Origin of the sequence: Cellulophaga sp. HaHaR_3_176 (assembly GCF_019021925.1) — a bacterium.
Classification (GTDB): Bacteria; Bacteroidota; Bacteroidia; order Flavobacteriales; family Flavobacteriaceae; genus Cellulophaga.
Window position 1 is genome coordinate 3,226,891 of record NZ_CP058990.1, and the last position, 19,754, is coordinate 3,246,644.

Below are 19,754 nucleotides of genomic sequence, written 5' to 3' on the forward strand. Positions count from 1 at the left end.
ATTCCATTTGGAAAAATAGTAATTTAAAAAAAACACTTAAACTACATTAGTTGTAAGAAAAAGTGTTAACTTTTATCAGTATTTTAGAATAAATTTGTTTTATCAATCAAATCGAATTCAACAATTAATTAAATTAAATGTCTAAATTTTACAAAAACCCCATTCTATTTGGTTTAATTGCTTTTCTTTTGACCTTTTTTGTAACTCAATATTTTTCTTATAATAGATATACGGTTCTTAAAGCAAATCAAAAACAAGAAGTAATTGCACAATCTAAATGGCTTCAAAAAGAATTTCAGATTGTTTCTAACCAAGGGTGTAATACAACACAAACATTAGGCTTTTTATTTGAACAAAATAGCCGCCTAGATAATTTCGATTCTATTGCTGAGTTACTTTTAAAAACAAATAAATACATCAATGCACTTTCTATAACAGATAGCACTTATCATGTTGAGCAACTATACCCTTTAGAAAATAAAAAAATTATTGGTTATAATATTTTAAGTGATTCAATCGAGAAAAAAAGTGCCTTGCACTCTGTTGAAGCAAAATGTAATTACATGATAGGTCCAATACACCTAAAACAAGGTGGTATTGGGTTCGTAATTAAAAGACCTATATATAAAAAAGGTGTTTTTATCGGTTTTACAGGAGCCTCAATAACCCTAAAAAAACTATTAGGTGTAATCGATGAAAACTCTTTAACTAATAATCTTTATTCCTATAAACTTTTAAAAATTAACTCCGATAAATCTGAACAATCATTTTTCTCTTCAAATAATTTTAAATTTGATAAAAACACATATAGTGTTCCTTTAAAATTACCTAAAGGGCAGTGGAAGCTTGAAATAAATTCAACAAATAACATTACATTTTACAATGTATTTTTCCTTTCAATTTTAGGGTTTTTATTTTCAATCTTAATTGGTCTTTTCGTTAGTTATCTTATAAAGCAACCTTTATTACTAGAAAAGCAGGTTAAGGAAAAAACACGTTTATTATCTGAAAGTGAAGAAAAGCATAGAGCGTTTTTGGAACATGCCTCTGACGGTATTTTTATTACAGATACAGAAACCAATATTTTAGAGGTAAATATAGCTGCTTGTAAATTAACTGGATACTCTAAAGATGAATTACTTAAAATAAACTTTAGAGACACCTTGTTCTCTAAAGATAGTTTTGATGAAATTAATGAAACAGTATCTAGAATAAAAAATGGAGAAGAGGTATTATTTGAAAAACAATTAATCAAAAAAAGCGGTAAAATAATCTTTATTGAAAAAAATGCAAAAATGCTTCCTAGTGGAAACATTTTATCTATTGGTAGGGATATTACAGATAGAAAGCAATTAGAAATTATTGCCCAAAAAAGTATTGAGAAAATTAAAGAGAACGAAGAAAAATACAGAATATTAGTTGAAGAAGCTTCTGATGGTATTTTCTTATGTGATATAAAAGCAAAAATATTATCTGTAAATACACACTTCTGTAAAATGTTTGGAAGTGAGAAAAATGAATTTTTAGGAGAAAAAATTTCAAAATTTGTAGATCCTGAAAATTGGAAAACGGTACCCTTTAATTATGAGGAATTAGCTAACGGAGTTACCGTTAGAGGCCTAAGAAAATTAATCCGTAATGATGGGTCTTGTTTTTATGCAGATACTAGTATTAAGCGTATGCCTAATGATCTTTACCAAGGTATAATTCATGATGTTACCGAAAGAGAAAAAGCTACCGAAATAGTTAAGAAAAGTGAGCTTAAATACAAAGAATTGACTGAGCGCATCTCTGAAGGTTTTGTTGCTTTAGACAAAAATTGGAATTTTATATATATAAATAATAAAGCTGGTGAAATTATAAACAGAAAACCAGATGAACTATTAGGTAAAAACCTTTGGGAAGAATTCCCTAAGTACAAAGGATCTGATTTTTATGATGAGCTTTTTGATATAATGGCAGTTCAAAAATACAAATCTATAGAAAATTTAAGCCCTTATTTAAATAGGTGGTTTGAGCATAATTTTCATCCTTCAAAAGAAGGACTCTCGATATATTTTAGAGATATTACTGAAATTAAAAAATCAGAGAAAGAAATACAAGATGCTAAATTAAAAATGGAAGCGGCCATTAGAATTGGTAAAATCGGTTATTGGAATTGGGATTTTGAAAACCAACTTCTAGAATGGTCAGACCGCATGTATACCATATACGATATTGATAAAAGCACTAAACTAGAATTAGAAACGGTTAACAAAAGGTTACACCCTAATGATAGATTTGACACTGACAATTTTATGAATGAATTAATAACTAATGAGATGTTAAGCACAACGTATACTCATAGAATTATTCGTCGCGATAAGTCAGAATCTACTGTTTTAGTAGAAATGGAAGTTGAAAAAAATGAATTAGGGAAAGTAACTAAATTACACGGAACATTATTAGATATAACTGAAACCATAGCAGCAAAAGATGCCGCTAAAGAAAGTGAAGAAAAATTTTATAAATCTTTTCATTCTAATCTAATCGGAAAGTTAATTTTTAATAAACAACGACAAGTTATTGAAGCAAATGATGCTTTTGCCGATTTATTAAATACACAAAGAGAATATTTAATTGGTAAAACCATGGATGAAACAGACCTGTTGAGTTCTACTGAAAAAGAAATTAGAGACCAATATTGGGAAGAGCTAACAACAAAAGGGTCGTTGCTTGATAAAGAAATATCCTTCACCTTAAAATCTGGGAAAAAACGATCTACTATATTTTCTATCACATCTTTGAAATTAAAAAGTTCGACGAACTATTTGATGAGTATAATTGACAATACGAAAAGAAAAGAAGCGGAACAAAAATTAGAAACACAAAACATAGAACTGAAAAAAACTAATGCAGAGTTAGATCGTTTTGTATACAGTGCCTCTCATGAGCTAAGAGCACCATTAGCTTCTATTATGGGGTTAATTAAAATTATATTAAGTGAAGAAAAAGGAGATGGCTTGGTTTTTAAAGTTCAAATGATTGAACAATCTGTAGATAGGTTAGATAGCTTTATTAGAGACATAGTACAATATTCTCAAAATAAACATTTAAATATCGCATCTGAAAAAATTGAATTCAGAACTTTAATAAACGAATCATTAGAAAGCTTATGGTACTTAGAAAATAGAGCCAAAATAAATATAGCTGTAACTATTAATGAAGACGTTAATTTCTTTTCTGACACTAAAAGAATTTCTATTATTCTTAATAATCTAATATCTAATGCAATTAAATATCATGATATTGAAAAAACAAACCCTGTTATAACTATTGTAGTTTATACATCAGTAAAAGAAGCTGTAATTGAGGTTTCTGATAATGGTGTTGGCATACCAGAAGAGCACCTCAACAAAATTTTTGATATGTTCTACAGAGTATCGTCTAGGGTTATGGGTACCGGGGTTGGCCTTTTTGTAATCAAAGAAATTGTTGCTAAAATAAATGGTAATATAAATGTTGAATCTAAAGACAAAGAAGGTACTAAATTCAAAATCACACTACCTAATCAGCAATAATTAACTATATGATTAATAAAAAAAATGAAAAAAATATTCATTGTATCTATATTAATCGTAATATTGCAATAAACAAATTAATTAACAAATGGGATTAGCTAAATCTGAAATATTCACCGATAGTCAAAACCAAATAGCATTATTTGCGAAAGCATTTGGCCACCCAGCTCGCGTGGCTATTTTACAACACCTATTTAAAATAAATGCATGCATTTGTGGCGATTTAGTAAATGAAATAGGCTTGGCACAACCCACTATATCTCAACACTTAAAAGAATTAAAACATTTGGGCTTAATAAAAGGCACTATTGAAGGCACTAGTGTATGCTATTGCATTCATAAAGAAAACTGGACAGCCATGAAAACTATAATGACTGCTTTTTTAGACCAAGACCTTACTACTAATACCGATTGTTGTTAACATATTAAAATATAATATTTATGAAACTATCAGAAGTTAAAAGCCAATTACAAAAATTAGATACAATTGCTTTTCAATTACCAAATGGAGAGTTAGTTGCTAATCATTTTCATGTTACTGAAGTAGGTAAAATTACAAAGAGTTTTATTGATTGTGGTGGTACGGTACGTAATGAAGAGGTTGCTAATTTTCAATTATGGAGTGCCGACGATTACGACCACAGGTTACACCCTGAAAAGCTGCTAAGTATTATCGAGTTATCTGAAAAAATATTAAATCTGGGTGATTTAGAAATTGAAGTAGAATACCAAGCCGATACTATTGGTAAGTTTGGTTTAGACTTTAATGGAACAAATTTTTTGCTGACTACAAAACAAACAGACTGTTTAGCTAAGGATAACTGCGGTATTCCTGAAGATAAACCTAAACTAAAAATGGCTGATATAGCAAACGGAAACAGCTGTAACCCTAATTCTGGCTGTTGTTAAATACTATAAAAAAAATGAAAACAAAACTCTCTAATAGCATCAATACTATAGTTGCTAATTTACAACCACAAGAAATTTCAAAAGAACGTAGAATCACATTACAACCACTTATTGATTATATTCAAGATAAGGTTACAAATGATCAATCGATAAGAATCAATTTTATTTGTACTCACAACTCTCGACGAAGTCATTTATCACAAGTTTGGGCACAAACATTGGCACATCACTTTAATATAAAAAACGTGTTTTGTTATTCTGGTGGTACAGAAGCTACAGCTTTATTTCCCATGGCAGCAGATACATTAAAAAATCAAGGTTTTACAATTAAAACACTCTCTGAAGGTAAAAACCCAGTTTATAGTATAAAATATGCTGAGAATGAAGCTCCGTTGATAGGCTTTTCTAAAACCTATGATGATAGTTTTAACCCACAATCAGAGTTTGCTGCAATACTAACATGTTCATCAGCAGATCAAGGATGTCCATTTATTGCAGGAGCAGAAAAACGTATTCCTATTACTTTTGAAGATCCTAAGGCATTTGATAATACACCTCAGCAAGCAGAAAAATATGCCGAAAGAAGTATTCAAATTGCAACAGAATTATTTTATGTGTTTTCAAAAATTAAATCTTAAAAATGGCATCTCATAAAAAATTAAGCTTTTTAGATAACTATTTAACCTTATGGATTTTTATTGCTATGCTTCTAGGAGTGGGTTTCGGGTACTTTATTCCTGCTTTTCCCAAGCTAATTAACAGCGCCAATAGTGGCTCCACCAATATTCCGATTGCAATTGGTTTAATTCTAATGATGTACCCACCATTAGCAAAAGTTAATTATGCACTACTCCCAAAAGTTTTTAAAAATGTAAAAATCCTTTCTATTTCATTAATTTTAAATTGGATTATCGGGCCAATTTTAATGTTTGTATTAGCCATCACTTTTTTACAAGGCTACCCTGAATATATGGTAGGGCTTATTTTAATAGGCTTAGCACGTTGTGTTGCAATGGTTTTAGTCTGGAACGACCTAGCGGATGGTAGCACCGAATACGGAGCTGGATTGGTTGCTTTAAATAGTATTTTTCAAGTGTTTGCTTATAGTTTTTATGCGTGGTTATTTATCACCGTTTTACCACCATATTTTGGTTTTGAAGGTGCAATAATTGATATTTCTATAGCCACAATTGCAGAAAGTGTCGCAATTTATTTAGGAGTACCATTTCTTTTAGGAATTTTTAGTAGGTTAATTCTTGTAAAATTAAAAGGTGAAGAATGGTACTTGCAAAAATTTATCCCAACCATATCTCCCCTTACATTAATCGCTTTATTATTCACAATACTCGTAATGTTTGCTTTAAAAGGCGAATTAATTGTAACTATTCCGCAAGATATTGTACTAATTGCAATTCCATTACTAATCTATTTTACCCTAATGTTTATTATTGGGTTTTTCTTTACTAAAGCCATGGGGGCAACGTATGATAAAACTGCAGCAGTTGCTTTTACTGCTGCAGGAAACAATTTTGAGTTAGCGATTGCTGTAGCAATTTCTGTTTTCGGATTGAATTCTGGTCAAGCATTTGCAGGTGTAATAGGCCCTTTAGTAGAAGTACCCGCTCTTATTCTATTAGTCAGAGTTTCATTTTGGTTACGCAAAAAATATTTTCTGAAAGAGGCTTAACTATAAGGCACACTTGTAAAATTATTTATTTTAACAACCGTTAAAAACTCTTAATTAATGTTTAATGTTTTCTGATTTTCTTAAATTTCAAGATTGAAATTTTTGTATGAAATTATACCCAATAGAAACTGGTAATTTTAAGCTTGATGGTGGTGCTATGTTCGGAGTCGTTCCAAAAGCACTTTGGAACAGAACAAACCCAGCCGATGCTAATAACAGAATAGACCTTGCTGCACGTAGTTTATTAATTGAAGATGGCGACCGCCTAATTTTGATTGATACAGGTATGGGAAATAAACAATCAGACAAGTTTTTTAGCCATTATGATATGTGGGGAGACCATACACTCGAAAAATCTCTACAAAAAAATGGGTTTCATAAAGATGATATTACCGATGTGTTTATGACACATCTTCATTTTGACCATTGTGGAGGTAGTATTCAGTGGAATAAAGACCGAACAGGTTATGAGCCTGTATTTAAAAATGCAAAATTCTGGACGAATAAAGAGCATTGGGAATGGGCTACCAAACCTAATAATCGCGAAAAAGCATCTTTTTTAAAAGAAAACTTACTTCCTATGGAAGAAAGTGGGCAACTGAATTTTATTGATAAAACTACAACTACAGATTTTCAAAAAGGCTCTGAACTAGGTTTTGATATTCTGTTTGTAGATGGCCATACCGATAAACAAATGATTCCGCATATCTCATATCAAAATAAAACAGTAGTATTCATGGCCGATTTGCTCCCTACAGTTGGGCATATACCACTACCCTATGTTATGGGGTATGATACTCGCCCACTATTAACCTTAGCCGAAAAAGAGAAATTTTTACAGAATGCTGCTAAAAATGAGCTTTATCTTTTTTTAGAACACGATGCACATAACGAGGTTTGCACCTTACAAGAAACTGAAAAAGGAACTCGTTTAAATAATATTCATAATTTCGAAGAATTATTTAGTTAAATTTAGCTCCTTTTTTCAAAGTCTTTTTTAAAATAATTTATCTAACGAAAAACATATAACAATTAACTATAATCGCTTTTTTTAAAAACATTTTATGAAATTTAATCTTTCAAAATCAATTTTAGGGCTAACTATTGGCTCTTTATTATTATCAAGTTGTGGTGGTGCTCCTGTATTAGTAAGCACTCCTTTAGAAAACATAGATACAGTACCTTTAAAAGTTACAGACCTAACTGATGCTCAGAAAAAAACTTGGGGTCATGCCGATTTACTTATAGATACCATACCTGGTATGGCTGTAGAAAGAGCTTATGCTGATATTATAAAAAACAACAAAGGAGAAAAGGTTATTGTTGCTGTTTTAGATTCTGGTATGGATTTAAAGCATGAAGATTTAGTAAATGTACTTTGGACCAATACTAAAGAAATACCTGGCAATAATATTGATGATGATAAAAACGGATATATTGATGATATACATGGGTATAACTTTTTAGGAGAATCATACAATGAGCAATTAGAGCTTACACGTATTGTAAAACTTAAGTTAGGTGATGAAGCTATGCAGGCATCTGCTAAAGCTGCTTTAGATAAAAAGCTTGCCGAAGCTCTAAAAAATAAAGAGTATTATGAGCAAATTTTACAAACCGTAAAAACGGCTGATGCTGGTATTCAAAAAGAGTTAGGTAAAACTACATACACTAAAGAAGACGTTGCTGCTATTAAGCCTGCAGATGAGACTATGCAACAATATGCTGGAATGATTCTTCAAGTATATACTTTTGCTGAAGATGTTCCTAGTTTTATTAAAGACATTTCTGGTGGTGTTACACAAATTACAGATCAATTAAACTACAATTTAAAAGTAGATTTTGATGGTAGAACTGCTGTTGGAGATAACCCATACGATATAAAAGATATACAATACGGAAACGGAAACCCACAACAACGTTTTGATGACGAAAGCCATGGTACTCACGTAGCTGGTATTATTGGTGCCCAACGCGGTAATGGTAAAGGTGTTGATGGTGTTGCTAATAATGTAGCCTTAATGAGTATTAGAGCTGTACCAAATGGCGATGAATACGATAAGGACATTGCATTAGGTATACGTTATGCTGTTGATAATGGTGCTAAAATTATTAATGGTAGTTTCGGTAAATCATTTTCTCCTAATGCCGAATGGGTTTACGATGCTATTAAATATGCAGCGTCCAAAGATGTATTATTTATTCATGCAGCTGGTAATGATGGCGAAAATTTAGACGATCCTACAAATCCTAATTTCCCTAATGACCAAGTGAATAATGGTGCTGAAATAGCAGATAATGTTATTACTGTAGGTTCTATCGCAAGAAAATATGGTTCTGAGTTAGTTTCTTCTTTCTCAAATTACGGAACAATTAATGTAGATGTTTTTGCACCTGGTAGCGATATTTATGCTACAATGCCTGGTAACAAATACGATTTTAATAGTGGTACATCAATGGCTGCACCTGGTGTTGCTGGTGTTGCTGCATTAATACGGTCTCAATACCCTAAATTAAAAGCTGAAGAGGTTAAAAAAATAATCATGCAGTCTGGTTTAACAACTAAAGTAAAAGTTATAGTTTCAGGCGATCCTGCAAAATCTAGCGAATTTGCTACCTTATCTAAATCTGGTAAAATGATAAATGCATATAATGCACTTATACTTGCTAGCCAAGTAACCGCGGGTAGCGTTAAGTTATAAATAGTATTATAAAGGGAGTAGGTAAAACTACTCCCTTTATATTTAAAAGTAAACTCAAATTATTCCAATGAAAAAATTAATCTTACCTCTACTAATCTTATTATTTACAACAAGTTCTGTTATTAGTCAAAACACAAATTATTGGCAACAACATGTAGATTATAGTATGGATGTTGCTATGGATGTGGAAACATATCAATATACAGGAACACAAAAACTAGTTTATACTAATAATTCTACTGATGATTTAAACCGAGTATATTATCATTTGTATTTCAATGCTTTTCAACCAGGTAGCGAAATGGATAGTAGGCTTCAAGATATTGAAGATCCTGATGGTAGAATGATGGAAGACAAAAAAAGCAGAATTGCTAGTTTGGCACCTAATGAAATTGGTTTTTTAAAAGTAAAATCTTTAAAACAAGATGGCAAAGCGCTAACGTTTAAAGAAGAAGGTACTGTTTTAGTTGTTGAGTTAAATACTCCTATACCTGCTGGTGGTAAAGTTACTTTTGATATGGAGTTTGATGGTCAAGTACCATTACAAGTACGTAGATCGGGTCGTAATAGTAGCGAAGGTGTTGCTTTATCAATGAGCCAATGGTACCCGAAAATGGCAGAGTATGATTTTGAAGGTTGGCATGCAGACCCTTATATTGCTCGTGAATTTCATGGTGTTTGGGGTGATTTTGATGTAAAATTAACTATCGATAAAAATTATACCGTTGGTGGTACGGGTTATTTGCAAAACCCACAAGAAATTGGTCATGGATATGAAGCTCCAGGAACCAAAGTAAAAAAGCAAAAAGGAAAAACACTTACTTGGCATTTTAAAGCTCCTATGGTTCACGATTTTATGTGGGCTGCTGACCCGGAGTATGTTCATGATACATTACAGGTAGAAAATGGGCCAATGCTACATTTTTTATATAAAAAAGATCCTAAGCTTGCTGAAAACTGGAAAAACCTACAGCCCAAAACTGCTGAAATGATGAAGTTTTTCAGTACAAATGTTGGTAAATACCCATACGATCAATATTCTGTAATACAAGGTGGCGATGGTGGTATGGAGTATGCTATGGCGACACTTATTACTGGCGATCGTAAATTCGGAAGCCTTGTCGGTGTTACTGCTCATGAGCTTGCACACTCTTGGTTTCAACATATATTAGCCACCAACGAGGTTAAACATGAGTGGATGGATGAAGGTTTTACAACTTTTATTTCTACACTGTGTATGAATGAAATTATGAACCAAGGGAAAAATAATCCTTTTGAAAATTCATATAACGGATATTACCATTTGGTAAAATCTGGTAAAGAACAACCGCAAACAACACATGCCGATCGTTATGCTGAGAATATGCCATATAGTGTTGCTGCTTACAGTAAAGGTTCAATCTTTTTATCGCAATTAGGCTATGTAATTGGTCAAGATAAATTAATGGAAACTCTTAAAAAATATTATCAAGATTTTAAATTTAAGCATCCTGTACCCAACGATATAAAAAGAACTGCCGAAAAGGTTTCTGGCATAGAGTTAGATTGGTATTTGATGGATTGGACTCAAACAACAAATACAATCGATTATAGTATTAGTGAGGTTACTGAAGATGCTAATACAACAAAAATATCTTTAGAACGTATTGGTTTAATGCCAATGCCTGTTGATGTATTAGTTGCTTATGAAGATGGTACACAAGAAATTTTTTATGCGCCTTTACGAATGATGCGTGGTGAAAAAGAAAATCCATATCCGAATTTAAAAAGAACAGTTATTGACGATTGGGCTTGGGCAAACCCTACATACACATTCACGGTAAACAAGCCACTTTCAGCTATTAAAGCTGTGGTTATAGACCCGTCACAATTAATGGCAGATATTAATGCTGAAAATAACGTTTGGCAAAAGCAATAATTTAAAATTAAACGAATTAAAAAAAGACCCAAAGTATACATTATACCTTGGGTCTTTTTTATTTATAGATTTATTTAAAAGAATCACTTTTAAAATGGGTTAATGGCTATTTTAAATAAATATAAACCTAAACAGTATCTTTGTAACATACATTTTACTGTTGTTTATTTATAGACTACAATACCAATATAATTACGTGGAAAACACAACTGATTTTAAATACTCTAGAGCCGAAAAATTAAAGAGCAAAAAACTCTTTGAATTACTATTTACAGAAGGCAAAAGCATTTCAAGTTTTCCATTACGCTTAATTTATGTGCAAACAGATTTAAAAGATGGTGTACAGGTAAAAGCAGGCGTATCAGTATCTAAACGAAAATTTAAAAACGCTACCCAACGTAACCGAATTAAAAGAGTTTTACGAGAAGCTTATAGGCTCAATAAATCTATAGTGCTTAACAATAGTACAAGTAAGTATGCGTTGTTAATTTTATACCTTGGTAAAGAAATGCCTGTAAGCGCAGATGTTAATGCGGCAACAGTTTTGCTTCTTGAAAAATTTATAAAAAAAATAGGCAATTCTGATACTGCCTTGTAAAAATATTTTTCTGATTATTAAATGATTTGAAACATGAAAAATTTGATTAAAAAACGAGTTCTAATTCCTGTTTTTGCACTTGTATTTATAATTGTTGGTAGTAGTTTTAAAAGCGATTTTTTCGAAATCGCGAAGCAAATAGAAATTTTCACGACACTATTTAAAGAGCTCAACATGAATTATGTTGATGAGACGAACCCTGCTGAATTAATGGATACTGCTATTAAAAGCATGTTAGAAGATTTAGACCCTTATACTCGATTTTTAAACGAACAAGATGTAGAGGCTTATAAAATTAACAATGCAGGCGAGTACTCCGGTATTGGTTCAATTGTACGAGCTTATAAAGATAAATTAGTAATCGTTGAACCATATAAAAACAACCCTGCCGACAAAGCTGGTTTAAAAGCTGGTTTAAAAGCTGGAGACGAGATTATACAAATTGGAGACATACTCGTTAAAGATTTTGACGATAACGCTACAGAGCTCTTAAAAGGTTCAAATAACACAAGTGTAACTGTTATTTACAAAAGGCAAGGCGAAACAAAAACAACAACTATAACTCGTGAAGCTATTGAGGTAGATGCTGTGCCATACTATAAAATGGTAAATGAAAATACAGGGTATATAGTATTATCAAAATTCAACCAAAAAGCATCAGAGCAAACCAAAGCTGCTTTAATTACTTTAAAAAATAAAGGAGCTGAAAAAATTATTTTAGATTTAAGAGGTAACCCTGGTGGTTTACTTTCTGAAGCGATTAATGTAACCAACCTTTTTGTACCTAAAGGAGAGTTAATTGTTACTACCAAATCAAAGGTCAAAAAATTTAATTCAGAATATAAAACCAAAAACCAACCTGTAGATACGGATATACCTTTGGTTGTTTTGGTAAATGGTAGTAGTGCTTCGGCAAGTGAAATTGTTTCTGGTAGTTTGCAAGATTTAGATCGAGCGGTAATTATAGGTGCACGTAGCTTTGGAAAAGGCTTAGTACAACGGCCTTTAAAATTAACGTATGGCACACAACTTAAAGTAACCATTTCGCGCTATTATACACCTTCGGGTAGGTGCATACAATCTTTAGATTATTGGAATAGAGATGATAATAATAAAGCGGTAAAAACTACTGATATACATGATTTTAAAACGCGTAATGGCCGCAAGGTACAAGATGGTGGCGGTGTTTTGCCCGATATAGAAATAACAGCTCTTAAAACCAACACACTTACTAAAGCATTATTAATAGAAAACGTGATTTTCGATTATGCTACCGAGTATTATTATAAAAATAAAATTGATGCTGTTGAGGATTTTAAATTTTCAGATGCTGATTTTGAAGTTTTTAAAAACCACGTAAAATCGACTGGGTTTACTTTTGAAACTGAAACAGAAAAAGCACTTAATAAAGCAATGACGCTTAACGGCAGCGACCTGTTAGATAGTAGCGTACAAGAAAAATACCGTAGTTTACTAGCTGAAATAAATGCGAAGAAAATTACAGGCCTCGATACTTCTAAAAAAGAAATTTCTAAGCAATTAGAAGACGAAATTGTAAAACGCTATTTTTATAATGATGGTCTTTACGATTTTTACTTGACACATGACCAAGCTATTTTAACCGCTAATGAATTGTTGCTTGATGCTGCCAAATACAAAGCTATCCTAAAATAATTTTTTATTTACTTATATTTAAAAGATGGATAACCGTAATAGTACGGTTATCCATACGTTACCTACAATATGAAAAAACTGACTCCTAGAGAAGAAAGAAATGAAAGATTAATAAGCTTTGGAATTTCAAATCAATTTTTATCCAACATTGGAAAAATTGATGAATTAGAATTTTTGATTGAAGACCCTAAAGGAGCTTATTTTTATTTCCCTACAATGGATTATAAAATATTTTCTGGATTTGAGGTAACACCAATTTTCGATTCTGGCGAGACTTTTTATGCGTTATTTGAAGATAACAATTTGAGTAAAATAGTCAAATTTGAACTTGAAAATGATAAAATTTATTTTGATTATGGACAAAATTGGAAATTACTACTTCTAAGTATTATGATTAATCTATTTGACCAATATCTAGAAAATGAAATAAGTAAAAATAGATTTATTGAAATTGGGAACAAAATAGGTTTTGAAAAATCCTCTGAATTGTTTGACCTTAGGGATTTACCTGTTGAAGAATTAAATAAAAAATTTGAAGACAATGAAAAATGGGAACTTGAAATAGCAGAAAAATTAAAAATACTGTAGGTAACAAAAGCTATAATTAATGCGAAGTTTAGTGTTCAATTCAAAGTTTTGTGTATTTTTTCTAAGTCCGTCAAATCATTTTGATTTGACTTTCGAACAAAAAAGATAAAGGCAAACAAAATGCTTTGCCTCGTGCTAAACTGAAAGTCTCTGACTTTTTATTCTCGCACTAACCATAGCTAAAACATTGGCGGTAATTTTGACCCGTCCTGAAATATGTATACAAAACACTTCAAGTATATGTATAAAAATGATGGATATGTAAAACGCTATAGTGAAAGCTTTAAGCTCAAAGTCTTGGCAGAACTTACCAAAGGAAACCATTCCAAAAGACAAATTGCATTAACTTACGGTATTCAATCCAGTACTATAAACGTATGGATCAAAAAGTATGATCGTAAAGATTTAATGAATACCCGTGTAACCGTGCAAACAGACGATGAACTTTCCCGTATCAAAGCCCTTCAAAAAGAGCTCAATCAACTTAAGGACCTTCTCATTAAAAAGGACCTGGACAAACTGGTGACCGATAGCTATCTCGAGGTAGCGGCCGAGAACCTAGGCTATAGAGATGTTGAAGAATTAAAAAAAAACTTAAACATAAAGCCCTAATGAAAGTAGCACCGATAAACCGTAATGAAAGGCTCTATTCAATTTGTACTATCTGTAATGCCTTTGATCTGAAAAGAGATGCCTATTACAAATTCCAAAAACGTTTTGTTATCAAAAAACAGATAGAACAAGATGTAATCCAACTTGTTCGGGAAAGTAGAAGAACACTACCTCGAGAAGGTACCAGAAAACTCATGAGATCATTAAAAAATGAGTTTCAAAAGTACGACCTTAAAGTCGGTAGAGACCAGCTGTTCCGTATCCTAAGAGAAAATCGATTACTCGTTAGAAGAAAAAAATATTCTTCTAGAACCACAAATTCATATCACCGGTTTTACAAGTATGGCAATATTATAAAAGACTTGAAAATCAATAGACCTAATCAAGTCTGGGCTTCCGATATAACCTACATCAGAACCATTAAAGGATTCTGTTACCTAGCATTGATCACGGACATGTACTCACGTAAAATCGTTGGATATGACCTAAGTGATAGCCTAGAACTAAAAGGGTGTGTCAGAGCTTTAAATAAGGCTATTTACAATGCTAAAAACATTGACCAACTTATTCATCACTCGGACAGAGGTATTCAATATTGCAGTAACGTCTATACCCAAATACTAAAAAGAAAGAAAATTAAAATCAGTATGACTGAAGAAAACCATTGCTATGAAAACGCCCTAGCAGAAAGGGTAAACGGTATTCTAAAAGATGAATTCTATCTTGACCAAACCTTTACCAGCGTGATACATGCTAAAAAAGCAGCAAAAAATGCAATCAAATTATACAACTCTAAAAGATTGCATTTATCTTTAGATTATAAAACACCTAATTACGTGCATCAATATGCCGCTTAAAACTAATATTAATCTGTAGCCGTATTTTAGGACGTGACATTTAACAAGACCATTGCATAAATCAAGAACTTAATGAAAAAGAACATTTTAATTTTTCTAATCTTACTTGCGAGCAATTCATATGCTCAAAAGGTAGATTTGAACATTGGAGAAACAAAAACCAAAAACTACTTTGAAAAAATAACCTTCGAGTTTGTAAAAGAAAAAATTTTAATCCCTGTAAAAATTGAAGGAAAAACATATCGCTTTATACTGGACACGGGGTCGCCGAACGTAATTTCAAAAGAGATTTATGATTTAATAAAACCAAAATTAATAAAGTCCATACCGATAAGTGATGCCAATGGTAATGAAAAAAATATGGACGTAGTGTTATTGAATAAACTGGAAATTGGAAATGTAACTTTTGAACAAACTGCAACTTTGGTTTATGATTTAAACTCAAATCCAATTTTTGAATGTTCAGGTGCTGACGGTTTTATTGGAAGTAATATGTTACGAAATTCAATAATCCAAATCGACAACAAGAAAAAAACAGTTCTCTTAACCGATAACCTCAAGAATCTTTCCGTAAATAAAAAAGAATCTAATAAAATTCAACTTACAGAAACACAAAGTTCGCCGTTCGTATGGATTAAGTTCAAAGGAAAAAACAAAGGTAAAGAACAAGTCTTAATCGATACTGGTGCAGATGGAATATATGATATTGCCAAAGACAATTATGGTGTTTTTAGAGAAGAAAACATATTTGAAATATTAGGAGAAAGTGAAGGAGCTTCGAGTATTGGTATTTTTGGAGGAGCTTCAAAAAACACTCATTTTAAGCTTCTACTACCAATATTAGAAATTAATGGTACGGAACTGAATAATATAATTACAGAAACCACAAATGATGATAATTCCAGAATTGGGGCTGAATTACTCGAATATGGAATTATTACAATTGACTACATTAATAAAAGATTCTATTTCAGTCCAAACACTTCGGACAAAAATACTGCCAAACCTGATTATGGTTTTACCAGAACTTTAAAGGACAATAAACTCGTCGTAGGTTTTGTATGGGACAAGAGTTTACTAACTAAAATTAAATATGGAGACGCAATTATCGCCGTAAATCAAATGGAATTGAACGAATCCAACTTCTGTGAAGTAATAAATCAAATTACGGAATCTAAAGAAAACAAACCGATTACCTTTAAAATAAAATCAGACGAAGGAAAAATAACTGACATAGAAATCGAAAAAAAACTACCGCCAACAATGTATAAAAAAAATAGGGTGGAATAGTGCTTAAAAAAAGGCTTAGGCGTATTTGCGAAGGCGCCAAATCTTTTGATTTGGCTTTTAGAAAAATAAGATAAAAACAAAATGCAAAAGTTTTGGCTTGTAGATAAACGGAAAGGCAATCGCTTTCCGACTGCCCTACTTTTCTTATACTAACCATTAGGTGTCATTAAAAAACAACCTCATAAATAAATGAAAATAGTATTATTCCTAAACAAAGACCTTGAAGCTAATATTGCTTATAATCTACTTAAATCAGAACTTTTAAGCCATAGTGTTCGAATCTATTATTCTGATACGGTTGGAAACCCCAAAAAAAAACCTTCTGATTTAGTAAAACTGGAATATTTTGAAAAAGGATTCGTGTTTAACGAATTATCTGAATTCATAAATGAAAATAAAATTGAAAACTCTTTTGAATTTTTTGACGACAATTTTAAATCTTTTCCAATTAAAAAGTGCTCAAATGTCAATTCTGTAGAATTCATAAATGAAATGAAAGATTTAAATCCTGACTTGTTTATTTCAATTCGTTTCGGAAAAATTTTTAAAGATGAAATTATTCAAGTCCCGAAAAATGGTTTAATAAATCTACATTCTGCAATTTTACCAGATTACAGAGGAATTATGGGAACTTTACACGCTATCAAGGAGGAAAATACCAAAATTGGATGCACACTTCACACAATACCCAATAGTGGAATTGATACAGGAGAAATAATCGAAATTGCTGAACGTAATGTTAATCGTGAAAAATCGCTTTTTTGGAATATTGTTCAACTGTATCCTTTAGGAACTGAACTTATAATTAAAAATTTAAAAATAATTGACAGTAATAATTCGCTTAATACTCAAAAACAAAATCTTGAAGAAGGAAATTATTTCTCAGTTCCAGCAAAAAGTGATTTTGAAAAAATAGAGAGTTTAGGAATGGATATTATTTCAGTAAAAGATTACCAAGAGATTTTGAGTAGTTTTATTATGAAGAACTTATCGGAAATAGAAAAACGACACCTAACAACGTGTATAAAACATAGCTGGTAAGTGCTAAATCAAAGGATAGTGCTTATTTACAAAGTTCCGCCAAATTTTTAATTTGGCTTTAAAACTGAAAAAGTTAAAACAAAATATAAAAAATTGACTCAGTGCTAAATCGAAATTTAGTGTATTTTTATACGCTACGTTTCATACACTGAACGTTGTACAAAATTTTGAGTCGTCATGATATTTATAAGAGGTGATCTATTTTAATATGTTGAATGGGTAATTACACACAAAACTATAAACGAAGCTTTTATTTAAGTGGCGACCGGAAGAAATATTGGTATTCAGCATTCTTTTTAGGCTTCTTCGTCACCCTAATTTTAATAGGCCTTAAACCGTTTGAAAAAAGTATAATAGACCACCCATATATAACACTTGTTAGAATTGGTGTGGGCGTCATTTGTACAATAGTCTATATTGTCGGTTATGAAATTATACTAAAGTGGTTTAAAAACGTAAAATTCAATTATTTAAAACTTATTCTTTTTGATGTTTTTTTAGCCCTAGTAAGTGTTGTATTTATCTTTATTTATGACCGCTTTATCGTTGTAAAAGACGGGTATATTACTTTTGGTTTTCTATTAGAATACATTCTTGTATTGGGCCTACCTTTTTACCCTGTAATTCTTTTTATCTTTCATTTTTTAAAAACGGCAGTGTTTCCAATTCAAATATACACCTCCCCATTGCTAAAGCGGATTTAAAAGAAGACATTTTATACATTGAACAGGATAATGCATCAATTAGGTTTAGTACAAATTTAAATCAGCTTTTGTATATACAATCTCAAGATAATTATATTGAGATACATTATTTAAAAGATGGTGATTATACCAAACATTTAATGCGGGGTACGTTGAAGAAACTTCTAAAGGACTTCCCTTTTCTTCTTAAAGTACATAGGTCCTTTATAGTGAATCCCTATAAAGTTGAGTGTTTAGTAGGTAACTATACTAAAGCCACTATTTCTTTTAAAAATGTAGCTGTTTCAATTCCGGTCTCTAAATCGTATTTTTCTTCAGTCAAAAACTATTTATCTACTAGTACCAAAATCTAGTCATTTCGCCACAAAAAGGACTACTTTCTTTTTTGTAAATTAAGTTCATTATACTTTAGTCGCAATTAAACATTAATTATAAGCCACAAAACAAATGAGACCTTTCTACTTTAAATTCTTAGTACTTTTCTTTTTACCACTATCAATACAATCGCAAACCCAAGATACGCTTGTAGATGTTGGGGGCTATAAAATGCATTTCAAAATAATGAAAGGAGAAGGAACTCCAATTCTTTTTGAAGCAGGTGGAGGTAATGATGGTTCTGTTTGGGACAATATATTAGAGAAAATTCATAAAGTTACTGGTACAACATTAATTACCTATGACCGCTCTGGATTTGGGCAAAGTGAATTAAATCCAAAATTGAAAAACGATTCAGATTACGGAATAGAAAATGGAATTAAAGAACTGGAGATAAGTCTTTCAAAGTTGGGGTACGATGGTGATATTATTTTAGTTTCGCATTCATATGGTGGACTCTATAGTTTGTTATTCGCACGTAAACACCCTAAAAAGGTCAAATCAATTGTTTTAATAGATGCAGTACTTAGTGATTTTTGGAATGAGGAACTTTTGACAATGAGAGACAATTTTGTTGATATAAATACTATTCCAAAAGGTACTGGTGATTATTTTATTAATTATAATTTCAATCAAACTATGCGAAAATTAAGGAATATGAAGTTCCCATCAAACACTCCTATTACAAATATTTTCCCTGATAAATCCGCCCCTGTTTATCCAGAAGCATATTCTAAAAGATGGAAAAAAGTTCATGTTGATATTGGCACCCAAAACAATAATATAACTAACATTATAGCCGAAAGCAGCAGTCATGCTGTATTTAATGACAATCCTGCGTTGATTATCAACTCAATAATAAAAGTCTATTCAGAAGCGCTAGATAAAGACCAACAAAATGAAGTTTTACTAAAGGCTCTAGATAATGCTATTGAGTTATCAATTGAAACAAAGGTAACTAATCGTTCAGAGCATGATTTGAATGAATTAGGCTATTCATTTTTAGGAAATGAAGAATTAGATAAAGCTTTAGAAGTTTTCAAACTAACTACAATTTTATTTCCAGATAGTTTCAACGCATATGATAGTTATGGTGAAGCTTTATTGAAGTCAAATCGTAAGGAAGAAGCTATTCAAATGTATGAAAAATCGATAGAACTAAATCCAGAAAATGAAAATGGAAAAAAATTGTTGCTTAAAATAAAACAAGAATAAGAATTAAGTAACCAAACCCAATAT

Annotated in this window: 17 protein-coding genes; all 17 read left to right on the plus strand. The window is 31.4% G+C overall.

All coding sequences use genetic code 11. The features are described from left to right. The first annotated feature begins 137 nt into the window (after window positions 1-137). Window positions 138-3,560 carry a PAS domain S-box protein gene (locus H0I23_RS14205; RefSeq protein WP_216783950.1) on the plus strand — a complete coding sequence of 1,141 codons (3,423 nt, stop codon included), beginning with the start codon at window positions 138-140 and terminating at the stop codon, window positions 3,558-3,560. Window positions 3,561-3,648: 88 nt separating this feature from the next. Beyond that, window positions 3,649-3,981, plus strand: a complete 333-nt coding sequence (locus H0I23_RS14210; protein ID WP_216783951.1) for a helix-turn-helix transcriptional regulator — start codon at window positions 3,649-3,651, stop codon at window positions 3,979-3,981. A 20-nt stretch (window positions 3,982-4,001) separates the two neighbouring features. Further along, entirely contained in the window at window positions 4,002-4,469 is a 468-nt protein-coding gene (locus H0I23_RS14215) for a DUF6428 family protein (RefSeq protein ID WP_216783952.1), read from the plus strand. Window positions 4,470-4,483: 14 nt separating this feature from the next. Further along, window positions 4,484-5,107 (plus strand): low molecular weight phosphatase family protein, encoded by a 624-nt coding sequence (locus H0I23_RS14220; protein ID WP_216783953.1) that lies wholly within the window; start codon window positions 4,484-4,486, stop codon window positions 5,105-5,107. A gap of 2 nt (window positions 5,108-5,109) precedes the next feature. Beyond that, the gene (gene arsB, locus H0I23_RS14225; protein WP_216783954.1) at window positions 5,110-6,156 is read left to right on the plus strand and encodes an ACR3 family arsenite efflux transporter; all 1,047 of its coding nucleotides are present in this window, start codon (window positions 5,110-5,112) and stop codon (window positions 6,154-6,156) included. Between the two features lie 106 nt (window positions 6,157-6,262). Further along, complete coding sequence (locus H0I23_RS14230) at window positions 6,263-7,126, plus strand: MBL fold metallo-hydrolase (protein WP_216783955.1); 864 nt, start codon at window positions 6,263-6,265, stop codon at window positions 7,124-7,126. A 94-nt stretch (window positions 7,127-7,220) separates the two neighbouring features. Next, window positions 7,221-8,858, plus strand: a complete 1,638-nt coding sequence (locus H0I23_RS14235; protein ID WP_216783956.1) for a S8 family peptidase — start codon at window positions 7,221-7,223, stop codon at window positions 8,856-8,858. Window positions 8,859-8,925: 67 nt separating this feature from the next. Beyond that, window positions 8,926-10,776 carry a M1 family metallopeptidase gene (locus H0I23_RS14240; RefSeq protein WP_216783957.1) on the plus strand — a complete coding sequence of 617 codons (1,851 nt, stop codon included), beginning with the start codon at window positions 8,926-8,928 and terminating at the stop codon, window positions 10,774-10,776. 196 nt (window positions 10,777-10,972) lie between these two features. Next, window positions 10,973-11,374: a ribonuclease P protein component gene (gene rnpA, locus H0I23_RS14245; RefSeq protein WP_216783958.1), complete on the plus strand. Its 402-nt coding sequence runs from the start codon at window positions 10,973-10,975 to the stop codon at window positions 11,372-11,374. A 33-nt stretch (window positions 11,375-11,407) separates the two neighbouring features. Further along, the gene (locus H0I23_RS14250) at window positions 11,408-13,048 is read left to right on the plus strand and encodes a S41 family peptidase (RefSeq protein WP_216783959.1); all 1,641 of its coding nucleotides are present in this window, start codon (window positions 11,408-11,410) and stop codon (window positions 13,046-13,048) included. A 69-nt stretch (window positions 13,049-13,117) separates the two neighbouring features. Continuing rightward, on the plus strand, window positions 13,118-13,636 hold the full coding sequence (locus H0I23_RS14255; RefSeq protein ID WP_216783960.1) for a hypothetical protein: 519 nt from the start codon (window positions 13,118-13,120) through the stop codon (window positions 13,634-13,636). A gap of 216 nt (window positions 13,637-13,852) precedes the next feature. Beyond that, a complete protein-coding gene (locus tag H0I23_RS14260; RefSeq protein ID WP_254073593.1) occupies window positions 13,853-14,248 on the plus strand; it encodes a transposase in 396 nt (131 codons plus the stop codon). Then, on the plus strand, window positions 14,248-15,105 hold the full coding sequence (locus H0I23_RS14265; RefSeq protein WP_216783348.1) for an IS3 family transposase: 858 nt from the start codon (window positions 14,248-14,250) through the stop codon (window positions 15,103-15,105). The genes H0I23_RS14260 and H0I23_RS14265 overlap by 1 nt, the downstream gene beginning before the upstream one ends. Before the next feature lie 72 nt (window positions 15,106-15,177). Then, a complete protein-coding gene (locus H0I23_RS14270) occupies window positions 15,178-16,395 on the plus strand; it encodes a retropepsin-like aspartic protease (protein WP_216783961.1) in 1,218 nt (405 codons plus the stop codon). A gap of 189 nt (window positions 16,396-16,584) precedes the next feature. Further along, on the plus strand, window positions 16,585-17,436 hold the full coding sequence (locus H0I23_RS14275; protein ID WP_216783962.1) for a formyltransferase family protein: 852 nt from the start codon (window positions 16,585-16,587) through the stop codon (window positions 17,434-17,436). Window positions 17,437-18,208: 772 nt separating this feature from the next. After that, window positions 18,209-18,493 carry a LytTR family DNA-binding domain-containing protein gene (locus tag H0I23_RS16880; RefSeq protein WP_216783963.1) on the plus strand — a complete coding sequence of 95 codons (285 nt, stop codon included), beginning with the start codon at window positions 18,209-18,211 and terminating at the stop codon, window positions 18,491-18,493. A gap of 94 nt (window positions 18,494-18,587) precedes the next feature. Then, window positions 18,588-19,730 (plus strand): alpha/beta fold hydrolase, encoded by a 1,143-nt coding sequence (locus tag H0I23_RS14285; RefSeq protein ID WP_216783964.1) that lies wholly within the window; start codon window positions 18,588-18,590, stop codon window positions 19,728-19,730. Window positions 19,731-19,754: the final 24 nt, after the last annotated feature.

Excerpts from the sequence above, each read along its gene's own strand:
- H0I23_RS14270 (WP_216783961.1), top strand. The coding sequence starts at position 15,178 with ATGAAAAAGAACATTTTAATTTTTCTAATCTTACTTGCGAGCAATTCA.
- H0I23_RS14255 (WP_216783960.1), top strand. The coding sequence starts at position 13,118 with ATGAAAAAACTGACTCCTAGAGAAGAAAGAAATGAAAGATTAATAAGC.
- H0I23_RS14235 (WP_216783956.1), top strand. The coding sequence starts at position 7,221 with ATGAAATTTAATCTTTCAAAATCAATTTTAGGGCTAACTATTGGCTCT.
- H0I23_RS14275 (WP_216783962.1), top strand. The coding sequence starts at position 16,585 with ATGAAAATAGTATTATTCCTAAACAAAGACCTTGAAGCTAATATTGCT.
- H0I23_RS14230 (WP_216783955.1), top strand. The coding sequence starts at position 6,263 with ATGAAATTATACCCAATAGAAACTGGTAATTTTAAGCTTGATGGTGGT.
- H0I23_RS14250 (WP_216783959.1), top strand. The coding sequence starts at position 11,408 with ATGAAAAATTTGATTAAAAAACGAGTTCTAATTCCTGTTTTTGCACTT.
- H0I23_RS14220 (WP_216783953.1), top strand. The coding sequence starts at position 4,484 with ATGAAAACAAAACTCTCTAATAGCATCAATACTATAGTTGCTAATTTA.
- H0I23_RS14260 (WP_254073593.1), top strand. The coding sequence starts at position 13,853 with ATGTATACAAAACACTTCAAGTATATGTATAAAAATGATGGATATGTA.
- H0I23_RS14265 (WP_216783348.1), top strand. The coding sequence starts at position 14,248 with ATGAAAGTAGCACCGATAAACCGTAATGAAAGGCTCTATTCAATTTGT.
- H0I23_RS14205 (WP_216783950.1), top strand. The coding sequence starts at position 138 with ATGTCTAAATTTTACAAAAACCCCATTCTATTTGGTTTAATTGCTTTT.
- H0I23_RS14210 (WP_216783951.1), top strand. The coding sequence starts at position 3,649 with ATGGGATTAGCTAAATCTGAAATATTCACCGATAGTCAAAACCAAATA.
- H0I23_RS14285 (WP_216783964.1), top strand. The coding sequence starts at position 18,588 with ATGAGACCTTTCTACTTTAAATTCTTAGTACTTTTCTTTTTACCACTA.
- arsB (WP_216783954.1), top strand. The coding sequence starts at position 5,110 with ATGGCATCTCATAAAAAATTAAGCTTTTTAGATAACTATTTAACCTTA.
- H0I23_RS14240 (WP_216783957.1), top strand. The coding sequence starts at position 8,926 with ATGAAAAAATTAATCTTACCTCTACTAATCTTATTATTTACAACAAGT.
- H0I23_RS14215 (WP_216783952.1), top strand. The coding sequence starts at position 4,002 with ATGAAACTATCAGAAGTTAAAAGCCAATTACAAAAATTAGATACAATT.